Raw genomic sequence first — 14,278 nt, 5'->3', positions numbered from 1 at the left:
AAATGGTAGAGTGTTCTTTCGTTCCCATTATACCACATTTCCCGCCATCGTTTGTTGATTCAAATGCATTTCACTCCCGCTTTCCTCGGAAATGAGCCGCGCTTTCTGTTCCATTATAACCCACACAGAAACCGTTTATCGATTTAAATGTTCATTCGATTGCTTGTTTTGCTGTTCGTTCAGTTGCCGCTCCTCCCGTTCGTTCAGCTGTCCGTCATTTTCTTCGGTCGGCTTCGGCGTCGTTTCAAACAAGTCGCTCGGCACTTCCGGCATCACTCGTCCGACGATGTCGGCGATTTCGTTCATGAACGCTTGCACCGGCCTCCCCTCATCGATTTGCCGGCCGATGTTGCGCACGCGGGTGTAAAGATCTGGGTCAGCGACAATAATAGCGTTCGCGCCGTACGGATCTTTTTGCAATGCTTCGGCGACGGAATATTTGATGGTGCCGACGCGCGAGGCATCCATATTGGCGCCGACGTCAATGCCGACGATGGCATATTTGCCGACGACGAGCGCGGCGGCATTGTGAACGTTTGGAACACGGTCGGCGATTTCTGCAAGCCGGCGGGCGATCTCTTGCCCGGATTTATTCTCGATGCGTTCATCGACTGTATTTTTGACGCGCACGAGTGAACGATTGGACTCGTTCGCTTCATGATCGTTTCCAAACGTGCAGCCGCTGAAAATCAAAAGGGGAAGGAAGAAAACGGCGAGCCAGCAGTTTCTCTTCATAATGAGCCACCTCGACTTTTTTTCTTTAGTTTGCAAATGTCCTTCTATCTTTATACATGTTTTCATATGTTGTATTACAGCCATTCCCATCCAACGGAAAAACGTGAAAAACTCACATGGGGGGAAGCGGAATTTGGGAAAAAAAATTTACGTGCTCGATACGAACGTGCTGTTGCAAGATCCGTATTCGATTTTCGCGTTTGAGGATAATGAGGTCGTCATTCCAGCGGTCGTGCTTGAGGAAGTGGATTCGAAAAAGCGGTATATGGATGAAATTGGTAGAAATGCCCGCCAAGTGTCAAAGCTCATCGACCGTCTGCGCGAAAACGGCAAGCTGCATGAAAAAATTCCGCTTGAAAACGGAGGGGCGCTTCGCATTGAGTTGAACCATCGTTCGTTTCATCAACTGCAAGAAATTTTTGTCGAAAAAACAAATGACAACCGCATTCTGGCGGTGGCGAAAAATTTATCGCTTGAAGAGCAGGCGAAGGAAGATGGACGCTCTGTCATTTTGGTGAGCAAGGATGCGCTCGTGCGCGTCAAAGCGGATGCCATCGGGCTGCAGGCAGAAGACTTTTTAAGCGACCGCGTCGTTGATGTCGACCATATTTACAGCGGATTTTTGGAGCTGTACATAGGAAAGGACCACCTGCAGCGGTTTTACGACAAAGGGGAGCTCGTGCTCGCTGATATCGCCGACCACCCGTTTTATCCGAACCAGTTCATCATTATGAAAGACGCGTTTGGCAGCTCGGCGTCAGCGATTGGCATTGTCGACCAAAACGGCAAAAAAGTGAAAAAGCTCATCTTCCATCACGAACATATATGGGGCATTCGCCCGCGCAACGTGCAGCAGACGATGGCGTTTGAGCTTCTCATGCGCGACGACATTCCGCTTGTGACGCTAATCGGCAAAGCCGGAACGGGCAAGACGTTGCTTGCCCTTGCCGCGGGGTTGATGCAAACGGAAGATTTGCGCACATACAAAAAATTGCTCGTCGCTCGGCCGATTGTGCCGATGGGGAAAGATCTCGGCTTTCTGCCGGGAGAAAAGGAAGAAAAGCTGCGCCCGTGGATGCAGCCGATTTTTGACAACTTGGAATACTTGTTCAACACGAAAAAACCGGGGGAGCTCGATGCGATTTTAGCCGGCATGAGCTCGATTGAAGTGGAGGCGCTCACGTACATCCGCGGCCGGAGCCTGCCGGAGCAGTTTATCATCATTGATGAGGCGCAAAATTTAACGAAGCATGAAGTGAAGACGATTTTGACACGCGTTGGGGAGAAAAGTAAAATCATTTTAATGGGCGATCCGGAACAGATCGACCATCCGTATTTGGATGAATATAACAACGGGTTGACGTACGTCGTCGAAAAGTTTAAAGACCAAAAAATCGCCGGCCATATCCGGCTCGTCAAAGGGGAGCGTTCGGCGCTCGCACAGCTTGCCGCTGATTTGCTGTAGCTAGGCGTTCCTCAGAGCATCCGCCGTTAAAGAACGGGTGCCAGGCGCGCGGCCCGACGCCGCGAACGTTTCGAAAGGCGCCCGCCGCCTGGGGCGCTGTGGAAAACATCTGGGGTTAAAGCGCTTAAGGCGGTTGAAGGCGTCAAAAGCTCAAACACCGGGCCGCCCCTTCATGGGGCGCCCGGTCATCGGACGACGAGCCGACGCACATGAGTAATCGGCGCCTCGCGGTTGGAGCCGTCGCCAAAATAAATGTGCACCGGACCGTCGTCGCGCAACGGTTTTCCGTTTTGGGAAAAAGCGAAAATCAGGTCGTACGCCTTTTCCAGAGGGATCACGGTTTCTCCATGTTCCGTCTCAATGACAAGTTCAGACGCGTCTTCATGCGGCTCAGCGTTTCGCAAAAATGGGGCGAACGGCATGCCGAACGAGCCGGTGATGATTTTCTCCTTCAAAAAGCGCCGCTCCGTTTTCAACGTCGGCGGAAAAACCGCGCCCTCTTGAATTTCCCGGTCCCAAAATGCCGACAGCTTTTTGATTTCCTCGTCCTCTTGCTCCGCTTCCGTCGGCTGTGGAGCCGGCTCCGAAAAATACGCATCCATGTCCACTTTCCGGTCGTCGAAAATCCAGACGCCGGGGTCAAGCGTGATCGTAAACTTCACCTTTCCTGTCAGCACAATAATATCGTTCATGAAACACCTCTCCTCTGCATGTTCCCACCGTTTTTAGTATAATAATAATGAAAGAGCTTGTCATGTTCCAGGCCCGGTTGCTGTCAACGGTTTCAACTTGCAAAATGGCTTGTTTCACGTTAAGATGTAAAGAAGGATAGGGGAGAGAACGGAGGGATCGATGTGACGGACGAATCGATGAGCTATCGGGAGAAGGCGTACGCGCTTTTACAAGCGGATGCAGAGAAAATCATCCAACTCATCCGCGTGCAAATGGACCATTTGACGATGCCGCAATGTCCGGTGTATGAAGAAGTGCTTGACACGCAAATGTTCGGGTTGTCACGGGAAATTGATTTTGCGGTGCGCCTCGGGCTTGTGGAGGCGAAAGACGGAAAGGCGCTCCTTGACCGGCTTGAGCGCGAACTTTCCACGTTGCACGAGGCCGTGGCCAAAAAGCGCGTGCGATAAAGGATATATAAAACAACTCAAACGATTGGTTTCCCGTCGTTTGAGTTTTTCTGTTTTTCGGCAGGAAAACAGCGCGCCGCTGCGAATGATTTTAAGTACATACATGTTCACAGGGAAGAGGAACGATGGAACGACAATTATGGAAAAAAGTATTGAAGTGCTATGATTATCCGCTGATCACCGCGGTCATCATGCTGTCGTTGTTCGGATTGATTATGGTGTACAGCTCAAGCATGGTCACCGCTGTCATCCGCTTTGAAGTGCCAAGCGACTATTTTTACGAGCGGCAAAAACTGTGGCTGATTGCCGGATTCATCGCGTTCGCCATCATGATGGCGATTCCGTATAAAGTGTGGCGGGCGGAGCGATGGGTGAAACTCGTCTTTTTTGCTTCTCCATTGATGCTGATCGCCGTCGCTTTTCTCGGCCATACGGCCAACAACGCAACAAGCTGGTTTCGCGTCGGGGCGCTTTCGATCCAACCGGCGGAGCTCGCGAAGCTCGGTCTGATTTTATACTTGGCCGCAGCGTTTGCCAACAAGCGGAAGCGGCTGGCCGAGCCGGCGAAAAGCAATTTGTTCCCCATTTATTATACATTGGTGATTTGTTTCCTGATTGCCATACAGCCTGACTTCGGAACGGCGGCGATCGTGTTTGCCATCGCGATGTGCATCATTGTTTCGTCCGGTTTGCGCCTCGTGTTGCTTCTAAAGCAGCTGCTTTTTTTTACATTGATCGGGACGGTGCTGTCACCGTTTTGGCTCCCGGTTGCCGGCAAAAAAATTTTTTCTCCTGAACGGGTATCGCGTCTTTACAGCTTTTTGGATCCATTTCAATACGCAAACGGCGATGGCTACCAGCTCGTGAATTCGTATTTGGCGATCGGGCTTGGCGGGCTGAAAGGAGTGGGACTTGGCAAAGGCATTCAAAAATACGGCTACCTGCCAGAGTCGCACACCGATTTTATTATGGCGGTCATCGCCGAAGAGCTCGGCTTATTTGGTGTAGCGTTCACGCTTGGGTTATTGGCGTTTATCGTGCTGCGCGGGCTTTGGATTGCCCGCCGCTCCCACGATGCGTTTGGGAGCCTGCTTGCGATCGGCATCTCCGTCATGATCGGCTTTCAAACGTTCATTAACGTTGGTGGGGTCGTTGGCCTTATTCCGATTACAGGGGTGCCGCTGCCGCTCGTCAGCTATGGGGGAACGTCGCTTGTCCTGACCATGGCTTCGCTCGGTCTGCTTGTGAACATTTCTATGTTTGCAAAGTACGAACAACGGTATAAAAAAGCGGAAAAAACGATGGTCAGCAAACAGAAAAGAGGTCTGACTTTTTAGAAAGTGTATTTACAAATCGGCAAAACTTTTATACTTTTATTAAATAAAGGAGGAGGGACAGAATGAGGACAAGACGAATTCGCAAAGTGCTGGTAGCCAACCGCGGAGAGATCGCCATTCGCGTTTTCCGCGCCTGCACGGAGCTTGATATCCGCACCGTGGCGATTTATTCGAAGGAAGACGCCGGATCGTACCACCGCTACAAAGCGGATGAGGCGTATTTAGTCGGGGAAGGGAAAAAACCGATCGAAGCGTACTTGGACATCGAAGGCATCATTGAGATCGCCAAAGCCCACGATGTTGATGCCATCCACCCGGGATATGGGTTTTTGTCGGAAAACATTCAATTTGCCAAACGGTGCCGCGAAGAGGGGATTATTTTCATCGGCCCGAATGAAGAACATTTGGATATGTTCGGCGATAAAGTGAAAGCGCGGCATGCGGCCATGAAGGCGGGCATTCCGGTCATCCCGGGCAGCGACGGACCGGTCGGCGGCCTTGAGGATGTCGTCCGCTTTGCCGAGACGCACGGATACCCGATCATCATTAAAGCGGCGCTTGGCGGCGGCGGCCGGGGCATGCGCATCGTCCGCTCAAAGTCGGAAGTGAAGGAAGCGTTTGAGCGGGCTAAGTCGGAAGCGAAAGCGGCGTTTGGCAGCGATGACGTTTATGTCGAAAAGCTGATTGAAAAGCCGAAGCATATTGAAGTGCAAATTTTGGGCGACCACGAAGGAAACATCGTTCACCTTTATGAACGCGACTGCTCGGTGCAGCGCCGCCATCAAAAAGTCGTGGAAGTCGCGCCGAGCGTCTCGTTGTCGGACGAGCTGCGCGAGCGCATTTGCGAGGCGGCGGTCCGGCTCATGAGAAGCGTCGGCTACGTCAACGCTGGCACGGTTGAGTTTCTCGTCTCCGGAGATGAGTTTTATTTCATCGAAGTCAATCCGCGCATTCAAGTTGAGCATACGATCACCGAAATGATCACCGGGATTGACATCGTCCAGTCGCAAATTTTAATCGCCGACGGATTTTCGCTCCACAGCCCGGAAGTCGGCATTCCCAAGCAGGAGGACATCCGCATCAACGGCTACGCCATTCAGTCGCGGGTGACGACGGAAGACCCGCTCAACAACTTTATGCCGGATACGGGAAAAATTATGGCGTACCGTTCCGGCGGCGGTTTTGGCGTGCGCTTGGACGCCGGCAATGGCTTCCAAGGGGCGGTCATTACGCCGTATTACGATTCGCTGCTCGTGAAAGTGTCGACATGGGCGTTGACGTTTGAGCAGGCGGCAAGAAAAATGTTGCGCAACTTGCGCGAATTCCGCATCCGCGGCATTAAAACGAACATTCCGTTTTTGGAAAACGTCGTGCAGCATCCGAAATTTTTGTCGGGGGAATACGATACGTCATTTATCGATACGACGCCGGAATTGTTTGTATTCCCGCGCCGAAAAGACCGCGGGACGAAAATGCTTACGTACATCGGCACCGTGACGGTCAACGGCTTCCCTGGCATCGGCAAAAAGAAAAAGCCGGTGTTTGACAAACCGCGCGTGCCGAAGGTGAGCCAAACGGAACCGATCCCAGCGGGAACGAAGCAAATTTTGGATGAACGCGGACCTGAAGGGCTTGTTCGCTGGATCCAAGAGCAGCCGCGCGTGCTCTTGACCGATACGACGTTCCGTGACGCTCATCAGTCGTTGTTGGCGACCCGCGTCCGCACGATCGACTTGTTGCGGATCGCTGAGCCGACGGCGCGTTTGCTGCCCAACTTATTCTCGCTTGAGATGTGGGGCGGGGCGACGTTTGATGTGGCGTACCGCTTTTTGAAAGAAGATCCGTGGGACCGGCTGCTCAAGCTGCGCGAGCGCATCCCGAACGTGCTGTTCCAGATGCTTCTTCGCTCGGCCAACGCCGTGGGGTATAAAAACTATCCCGACAACGTCATCCGCGAGTTCGTTGAAAAATCGGCGCAAGCCGGCATTGATGTGTTCCGCATTTTCGACAGCCTAAACTGGGTGAAAGGGATGACGGTGGCGATCGATGCCGTCCGGCAAAGCGGCAAAATCGCCGAGGCGGCTATTTGCTATACAGGCGATATTTTGGACCCGAACCGGCCGAAGTACAATTTGGATTATTACAAAGCCTTGGCGAAAGAGCTCGAGCAAGCCGGTGCGCACATTTTAGGCATTAAGGATATGGCCGGCCTGTTGAAGCCGCAGGCGGCGTACGTGCTCATTTCCGCGCTCAAGGAAACGGTCGACATTCCGATCCATTTGCATACGCACGATACGAGCGGCAACGGCATTTACACGTACGCCAAAGCGATCGAAGCCGGCGTCGATATCGTCGATGTCGCCGTCAGCTCGATGGCCGGCTTGACGTCGCAGCCGAGCGCCAATACGCTCTACTATGCCTTTGAAGGAACGGAGCGGGCGCCGGAGGTCGATATTTACAGCTTGGAGCAGTTGGCCCGCTATTGGGAAGACGTGCGCAAATTTTATCAGGAGTTTGAAAGCGGTATGAACGCCCCGCATACGGAAGTATATATGCATGAGATGCCAGGCGGCCAGTACAGCAACTTGCAGCAGCAGGCGAAAGCGGTCGGCCTCGGCGATCGGTGGGATGAAGTGAAAGAAATGTACCGCCGCGTCAACGACTTGTTCGGCGACATCGTCAAAGTGACGCCATCATCGAAAGTTGTCGGCGACATGGCGCTTTACATGGTGCAAAACAACTTGACGGAGCAAGACATTTTTGAACGCGGCGAAACGCTCAATTTCCCAGACTCGGTCGTGGAGTTTTTCGAAGGCTATTTAGGCCAGCCGCACGGCGGGTTCCCGAAAGAGCTGCAGCGCATTATTTTGAAAGGGCGTGAACCGATCACCGTTCGTCCGGGCGAGCTGCTTGAGCCGGTTGATTTCGAGCAAATCAAGCGGGAGCTGTATGACAAGCTCGGCCGCGAAGTGACCGACTTTGACGCCATTGCCTATGCGCTTTATCCGAAAGTGTTTTTGGAATATGCCGAAACGGTCGAAAAATACGGCGATATTTCAGTGCTCGATACACCGACGTTCCTGTACGGCATGCGCCTCGGCGAAGAGATCGAAGTGGAGATTGAGCGCGGGAAAACGCTCATCGTCAAACTCGTCTCCATCGGCCAGCCGCAGGCGGACGGCACGCGCGTCGTTTACTTCGAGCTGAACGGCCAGCCGCGCGAAGTCATCATCCGCGATGAAAGCATCAAAGCCGCTGTCGCTGAGCGCATCAAGGCCGATCGGACGAATCCGAACCACATTGCCGCCACGATGCCGGGCACGGTTGTGAAAGTGCTCGTGGAGAAAGGGGAAAAAGTTGACAAAGGCGACCATTTGATGGTTACGGAAGCGATGAAGATGGAAACGACGGTGCAGGCGCCGTTTGCCGGCATTGTCAAAGATATTTACGTCAAAAGCGGCGATGCCATTCAAGCGGGGGATTTGCTAATTGAGCTGTCCAAATGAAACTGTCCATCGCGCGCAAAAAGAGGGTGTCCCAAAAGGATCGGGATACCCTCTTTCGTTGCTCTATATACGTGCTGACTGCTTCTGCTGCACGATAGGTTGTGCCTATCTTGAAGACAGACAACCTTTTGGGTCAGCCCCTTTTGGTTTGCTGACCGACGAACGTCATTTCAACGTCGCCGGCGCCGCTTCCCCAGCTGAATGGTCGGCGGCTTTTACCGGCGCGCGGCGGGTGCGGAGCGCCAAAAGCAATAAATAGCTGAGCACACCGAACAGGCAGGAAATGAAAAAGGCATGCGCCAAGGCAATGTATAAATTCAGCTGCGTAAAAACGACAAGCGCTCCAGTCGTCATTTGCGCGAGCACGAGCAAAAGGGCGATGAGCCATCCGTAGTAGATGACCGGCTGCCTGCGGTAATGGCGGACGGCATGTATCGCGGCGGCGGCGATCCAAATGATGATGACAGCAGCGGCCAATCGATGGCCCATCTGCACCCATTCATGAAACTGAACCGGGAGGAGGCGCGTTTTCGCGCAAAGCGGCCAGCTCGGACAAGCGAGGCTGGCGTTCGTATGGCGCACGAGCGCTCCGGTGTAGACGACGATGTATGAGTATATGGTGATGCCGTAAATATGAAACCGCATTTTGCCGTCAAGCGAAAGCGAAGCGGCGGAAAACGTTTTGTCGATTTCAAAAATCAATAGCGTCAATAGCAGCACAGCGGCAAACGAAATGAGCGAAATGCCGAAATGCAAGGCGAGGACGAAATCGGACTGCCCCCACACGACCGCGGCGGCGCCGATCAGCCCTTGCAAGACGAGAAAGACAAACGATATGACCGCTAAAAACTTCGTCTCCTGCACATGGCCAATGGCTCTCCATGCCCAGATGGAAAGGATGAGCACCATGATGCCGGCAAGGCCGGAAACGAGTCGATGGCTCAGCTCGATGATGAGCTCAGGCGTAATGTGATCCGGCACCCATTGGCCGTTGCACAGCGGCCATGATCGGCCGCACCCCATGCCGGAGCCGGTTTTGGTCACAAGCGCTCCGCCAATTAAAACAAACAACATTGCCAACGTGGTTGCCGAGGCAAACCATTTCAGTGAACGTTGCAAAATCTTCACCTTCTTGTATTGAGAAATTGTGATTTTGTCCATATTAGTAAAGTGATGGATTTTATTGCAGCCAACCGTGTCGCTAAGCCAAGTCTATTTTACACGATGGCGCCGGGAAACACAAAATGACGTTTGCATATTGAATAAGTCGATTAAGTTTGCTAGAAATATTAATGGGACAAGCGAATGAACCGTTTGGGGCATACGGATTCAAAAATTTGACACAAATTATTCAAAAAAAGTTCACATGATGAGGAAAAAATGTGATTTAATATAAAGAGGAAACAGCCCGTTTTTGCTATTTGGCGTTGGAAAGAATTTCAGGCAACATCACGGCGCCGGCCGGGCAAGGAGCGGCGCAGCGAGGAGGAACAGGAGACATGGCCGAATTGAAAGCGGTGCACCAGGATGCGGCCGATGCCGGGCATCGCTCGCATGTGAGCGTCAAGGCAGTTTGGAGAGAGTTGTCGTCTGTTGTGAAAATCGGAATCGTCAATTCCAATTTGATTACGACGTTCGCCGGAATGTGGCTGGCGTTTTATTTTACTGGGGAACACTTTTTGGAGAACCTGCATCTTGTCTTTTTCACACTGTTTGGAGCAGCGCTTGTCATTGCGGGTTCATGCGCCATCAACAACTACATTGACCGCGACATTGATCAATATATGGAGCGGACGAAAGCACGCCCGACCGTCACCGGGACGATGGATCCGCGGCGGGTGCTTTGGCTTGGGATTGGTCTTGTCGCAATCGGCGAGATGGGCCTGCTTATGACAACGGTTACGGCTGCCGTCGTTGGATTGATCGGTATGGCGACGTACGTCTTTTTATACACCCTTTGGACGAAGCGCCATTACACGATCAACACCGTTGTCGGCAGCATTTCCGGCGCGGTGCCGCCGGTTATCGGCTGGACGGCGGTCGATCCGGAGTTTCATATTGTTCCGCTCATCTTGTTTTTGATCATGTTTTTATGGCAGCCGCCGCACTTTTTGGCGTTGGCGATGAAGCGATGCGAAGAATACCGTGCAGCCGGCATCCCGATGCTGCCGGTCGTCCATGGATTCGCCATGACGAAGCGGCAAATCATCGTTTGGGTGGCATGTTTGCTGCCGTTGCCGTTTTACTTGTTCTCGCTTGGCGTTCCATTTTTAATCGTGGCCACGCTGCTCAATGTCGGCTGGCTGCTGCTGGGATTGGCAGGTTTGAAAATGAAAGATGACATCAAATGGGCGAAGTGGATGTTCGTCTATTCGCTCAATTACTTGACGATTTTGTTCGTGGCGATGATCATCGCGACGCTTTGGTGAATTAAGATAAAATTCTTTCTTTAGTGAAAGAATTTATATACATTTATCCATCAAAGAAAGAGGGGTTTGATTAGGCTATGAACAAGGGGCTCTGTAACTGGCGCTTATTTTCCCTGTTCGGGATGATGGCGCTGTTGCTCGCCGGTTGCGGCAAACCGTTTTTATCGACGCTCCAGCCCGCCGGTGAAGTAGCGGACATGCAGTATTCGCTCATGCTGTTGAGCACATCGATCATGGTGCTCGTCATTGTCGTCGTGGCGATCATCTTCGTTTACGTTGTCATCCGCTTCCGGCGGCGCAAGGGGGAAGAAAATAAAATCCCGAAGCAAGTGGAAGGGAACCATAAACTGGAAATTATCTGGACTGTCATTCCGATCATCCTCTTGCTCATTTTGGCCGTGCCGACGGTATCAACCACGTTTAAACTGGCCGATGTCAAGGCGATGAACGACAAAAAACGAGATAAGGATACAGTTGTCGTCAATGTTCGCGCCAACCAATACTGGTGGGAGTTTGAATATCCGGATTACGGCATTATCACGAGCCAAGATTTGGTCGTGCCGACGAATGAAAAAGTGTATTTCAACTTGATTGCGTCGGATGTCAAACATTCGTTCTGGATTCCGGCGGTCGGCGGCAAAATGGATACGAACACCGACAACAAAAACCAATTTTGGCTTGTTTTTGACCAAAAGGCGACCGATAAAGCCGGCGGCGTCTTTTACGGCAAATGTGCGGAGCTTTGCGGTCCGTCCCATGCGCTGATGGATTTTAAAGTTCGGCCGTTGCCGCGCGACCAATTTGACGCCTGGGTGAAAAAGATGCAAAATGCGAAAAAACCGGTTGTCACCGATCCGGTCGCCAAAGAAGGGGAAGCGATTTTCAATAAAAGCTGTATTGGCTGCCATGCGGTGACGCCTGTGGACAAGCGTCCGGTGCAAGCGCGCACGGCGCCGAACTTGGCGAACTTTGGCGATCGCGAACGAATCGCCGGTATTTTGGAGCATAATGAAGAAAATCTGAAAAAATGGCTGAGAGACCCGAACAGCGTGAAGCCTGGAAATAAAATGGCGGGTACATATGGCCACTTGACGGAAGAGCAAATTGATGCATTGACGAAATATTTGATGAGCTTAAAAGTGGAATAAAGCATGAGAAGGAGGTTTCACCGTGAGTACAATCGCGCGCAAAAAGGGTGTTGGCGCCGTTTTGTGGGATTATTTGACAACGGTCGACCATAAAAAAATCGCCCATCTGTACTTGATTGCCGGCGGGTTTTTCTTCCTGCTCGGCGGTCTCGAGGCGTTGTTCATCCGCATTCAGCTCGCCAAGCCGAACAACGATTTCCTTGTCGGCGGGTTGTATAACGAAGTGTTGACGATGCATGGGACGACGATGATTTTCTTGGCTGCGATGCCGCTTGTTTTCGCCTTTATGAACGCAGTCGTGCCGCTGCAGATCGGCGCGCGCGACGTCGCGTTCCCGTTTTTGAACGCTCTTGGATTCTGGATGTTTTTCTTCGGTGGTTTGTTTTTGAACTGTTCATGGTTTTTAGGCGGCGCACCGGACGCTGGTTGGACGTCGTATGCGTCGCTGTCGCTTGACTCAAAAGCGCATCATGGCATCGACTTTTATACGCTCGGGCTGCAAATTTCCGGCTTCGGAACGATCATGGGTGCCATTAACTTTCTTGTGACGATCATCAACATGCGCGCTCCGGGCATGACGTTTATGCGCATGCCGATGTTCACATGGGCGACGTTTGTGACGTCGGCGCTCATCTTGTTTGCGTTTCCGCCGCTTACGGTCGGCTTGATTTTCATGATGATGGATCGATTGTTTGGCGGCAACTTCTTTAACCCCGCTGCCGGCGGCAATACGATCATCTGGGAGCACTTGTTCTGGGTGTTCGGCCATCCGGAAGTATACATCCTTGTCTTGCCGGCGTTCGGCATTTTCTCGGAAATTTTCGCGACGTTCTCGCGCAAACGCCTATTCGGTTATTCGTCAATGGTGTTTGCGACGGTGCTTATTGCTTTCTTAGGGTTCATGGTATGGGCGCACCATATGTTCACGGTCGGGATGGGGCCGATTGCGAACGCCATCTTTGCCGTCGCGACGATGACGATCGCCGTTCCGACAGGAGTCAAAATTTTCAACTGGCTGTTTACGATGTGGGGCGGAAGCATCAAATTCACAACGCCGATGCATTATGCCGTCGCCTTCATCCCGTCGTTCGTCATGGGCGGGGTGACCGGGGTCATGTTGGCGTCGGCGGCGGCGGACTATCAATACCATGACAGCTATTTCGTCGTTGCGCACTTCCATTACGTCATCGTCGGCGGGGTTGTGTTCGCTTTGCTCGCGGGCACGCATTATTGGTGGCCGAAAATGTTTGGCCGCATGCTGAATGAAACGCTCGGCAAAATTACGTTCTGGCTGTTCTTTATCGGGTTCCATTTAACGTTCTTTATTCAGCACTTCCTTGGTTTGACAGGGATGCCGCGGCGCGTGTTTACGTATTTGCCGCATCAAGGATGGGAGACTGGCAACTTGATCAGTACGATCGGCGCGTTCTTTATGGCGGCCGCCACGGTCATTTTGCTCATTAACATCGTGATTACAACCGCAAAAGGAGAAAAAGTGGCGGGCGATGCGTGGGGCGACGGCCGCACGCTCGAATGGGCGATCGCTTCGCCGCCGCCGGTGTACAATTTTGCCCAACTGCCGCTCGTCCGCGGGCTGGACGCTTTCTGGCTCGAAAAAATGGAAGGCAAAAACGAATTGACGCCAGCCGAACCGCTTGGCGACATCCATATGCCGAATTCGTCGTTCCTGCCGTTTGTCATTGCGTTCGGTCTGTTTGTCGCCGCCTTCGGCTTTACGTATCATAACGATGCTGGATGGGGCTTGCCGGTCGGCATTCTTGGCCTGCTCATTACGCTCGGTTCGATGTTCTTGCGCTCGGTGATCGATGATCACGGCTTCCACATCCATAAAGAAGAAGTGCTTGAACTTGAGAAGAAGGGGGCGAACGCCTGATGCATGCAGAGGAAAAATTGACGGCCGAGACGTTTCCGGCCGCGCCGGAACGCGCCACCCTTGAGGGGAAAAATAAGTTTCTTGGCTTCTGGCTCTTTTTAGGCGGAGAGACGGTGCTGTTCGCCTCTCTCTTCGCCACCTATTTGGCGCTCAAAGATAAAACGAACGGCGGCCCTTCGGCGGAAGAACTGTTCCAAATGCCGGTCGTGTTCATGGCGACGATGCTGCTGCTAACCAGCAGCTTGACGAGCGTGTATGCCATTTATCATATGAAAAACTTTGACTTTAAAAAGATGCAGCTCTGGTTTGGCATTACCGTTTTGCTTGGCGCCGGCTTTTTGGGCTTGGAAATTTACGAGTTCAATGAATATGTGCATGAAGGCCATAAGTTTACGACCAGCGCTTTCGCTTCAGCGTTCTACACGCTCGTTGGCACGCACGGAAGCCACGTCGCGTTCGGGTTGCTTTGGATTTTGACGCTCATGATTCGCAACGCTAAGCGTGGGTTGAATTTATACAACGCCCCGAAGTTTTACGTCGCGAGCCTTTATTGGCACTTCATCGATGTTGTCTGGGTGTTCATTTTTACCGTTGTATACTTGATGGGAATGGTGGGGTGAAC

The 14,278-nt window shown here is 52.3% G+C and carries 11 protein-coding genes; 8 read left to right on the top strand and 3 right to left on the bottom strand.

Annotated elements, in window-relative coordinates; genetic code table 11:
* Positions 1–135: 135 nt before the first annotated feature.
* Positions 136–735, bottom strand: a complete 600-nt coding sequence (locus tag ACVX3G_RS15000) for a YhcN/YlaJ family sporulation lipoprotein (RefSeq protein WP_011230574.1) — start codon at positions 733–735, stop codon at positions 136–138.
* A 133-nt stretch (positions 736–868) separates the two neighbouring features.
* Between ACVX3G_RS15000 and ACVX3G_RS14995 the strand changes: the two genes are divergently transcribed.
* The gene (locus ACVX3G_RS14995) at positions 869–2,200 is read left to right on the top strand and encodes a PhoH family protein (protein ID WP_011230575.1); all 1,332 of its coding nucleotides are present in this window, start codon (positions 869–871) and stop codon (positions 2,198–2,200) included.
* A gap of 185 nt (positions 2,201–2,385) precedes the next feature.
* On the opposite strand, the gene ACVX3G_RS14990 is transcribed toward ACVX3G_RS14995, so the two are convergent.
* Complete coding sequence (locus ACVX3G_RS14990) at positions 2,386–2,892, bottom strand: molybdopterin-binding protein (RefSeq protein WP_011230576.1); 507 nt, start codon at positions 2,890–2,892, stop codon at positions 2,386–2,388.
* A 162-nt stretch (positions 2,893–3,054) separates the two neighbouring features.
* Between ACVX3G_RS14990 and ACVX3G_RS14985 the strand changes: the two genes are divergently transcribed.
* The 3 genes from ACVX3G_RS14985 to pyc all read left to right on the top strand — a co-directional run bounded on the left by ACVX3G_RS14985 (position 3,055) and on the right by pyc (position 8,185).
* Entirely contained in the window at positions 3,055–3,342 is a 288-nt protein-coding gene (locus tag ACVX3G_RS14985) for an Fpa/YlaN family protein (protein ID WP_011230577.1), read from the top strand.
* A gap of 125 nt (positions 3,343–3,467) precedes the next feature.
* The gene (gene ftsW / locus ACVX3G_RS14980) at positions 3,468–4,679 is read left to right on the top strand and encodes a putative lipid II flippase FtsW (RefSeq protein ID WP_011230578.1); all 1,212 of its coding nucleotides are present in this window, start codon (positions 3,468–3,470) and stop codon (positions 4,677–4,679) included.
* A gap of 62 nt (positions 4,680–4,741) precedes the next feature.
* A complete protein-coding gene (pyc, locus tag ACVX3G_RS14975) occupies positions 4,742–8,185 on the top strand; it encodes a pyruvate carboxylase (RefSeq protein ID WP_014195352.1) in 3,444 nt (1,147 codons plus the stop codon).
* A gap of 165 nt (positions 8,186–8,350) precedes the next feature.
* Here pyc and ACVX3G_RS14970 read toward each other — a convergent pair whose 3' ends face one another.
* The gene (locus tag ACVX3G_RS14970; protein ID WP_011230580.1) at positions 8,351–9,304 is read right to left on the bottom strand and encodes a COX15/CtaA family protein; all 954 of its coding nucleotides are present in this window, start codon (positions 9,302–9,304) and stop codon (positions 8,351–8,353) included.
* 380 nt (positions 9,305–9,684) lie between these two features.
* On the opposite strand from ACVX3G_RS14970, the gene cyoE reads away from it, so the two are divergent.
* From cyoE to ctaE, 4 genes are all read left to right on the top strand, one after another.
* Positions 9,685–10,614, top strand: coding sequence for a heme o synthase (gene cyoE, locus ACVX3G_RS14965; protein WP_011230581.1), 930 nt, complete (start codon positions 9,685–9,687; stop codon positions 10,612–10,614).
* Positions 10,615–10,691: 77 nt separating this feature from the next.
* On the top strand, positions 10,692–11,762 hold the full coding sequence (gene coxB, locus ACVX3G_RS14960) for a cytochrome c oxidase subunit II (protein ID WP_031205763.1): 1,071 nt from the start codon (positions 10,692–10,694) through the stop codon (positions 11,760–11,762).
* A 22-nt stretch (positions 11,763–11,784) separates the two neighbouring features.
* Positions 11,785–13,656: a cytochrome c oxidase subunit I gene (ctaD, locus tag ACVX3G_RS14955; RefSeq protein ID WP_014195356.1), complete on the top strand. Its 1,872-nt coding sequence runs from the start codon at positions 11,785–11,787 to the stop codon at positions 13,654–13,656.
* Entirely contained in the window at positions 13,656–14,276 is a 621-nt protein-coding gene (gene ctaE, locus ACVX3G_RS14950) for a cytochrome c oxidase subunit III (RefSeq protein ID WP_011230584.1), read from the top strand. The genes ctaD and ctaE overlap by 1 nt, the downstream gene beginning before the upstream one ends.
* Positions 14,277–14,278 lie beyond the last annotated feature (2 nt).

The organism is Geobacillus sp. PLS 41 (assembly GCF_056494105.1).
Note: the sequence above shows the minus strand (reverse complement) of the source record. Positions and strands in the feature narration are given on the sequence as shown.

Bases quoted from the DNA above. Each gene is read 5' to 3' on its own strand.
- ACVX3G_RS15000 (WP_011230574.1), bottom strand. From the start codon at position 735: ATGAAGAGAAACTGCTGGCTCGCCGTTTTCTTCCTTCCCCTTTTGATT.
- ACVX3G_RS14990 (WP_011230576.1), bottom strand. From the start codon at position 2,892: ATGAACGATATTATTGTGCTGACAGGAAAGGTGAAGTTTACGATCACG.
- ftsW (WP_011230578.1), top strand. From the start codon at position 3,468: ATGGAACGACAATTATGGAAAAAAGTATTGAAGTGCTATGATTATCCG.
- pyc (WP_014195352.1), top strand. From the start codon at position 4,742: ATGAGGACAAGACGAATTCGCAAAGTGCTGGTAGCCAACCGCGGAGAG.
- cyoE (WP_011230581.1), top strand. From the start codon at position 9,685: ATGGCCGAATTGAAAGCGGTGCACCAGGATGCGGCCGATGCCGGGCAT.
- coxB (WP_031205763.1), top strand. From the start codon at position 10,692: ATGAACAAGGGGCTCTGTAACTGGCGCTTATTTTCCCTGTTCGGGATG.
- ctaE (WP_011230584.1), top strand. From the start codon at position 13,656: ATGCATGCAGAGGAAAAATTGACGGCCGAGACGTTTCCGGCCGCGCCG.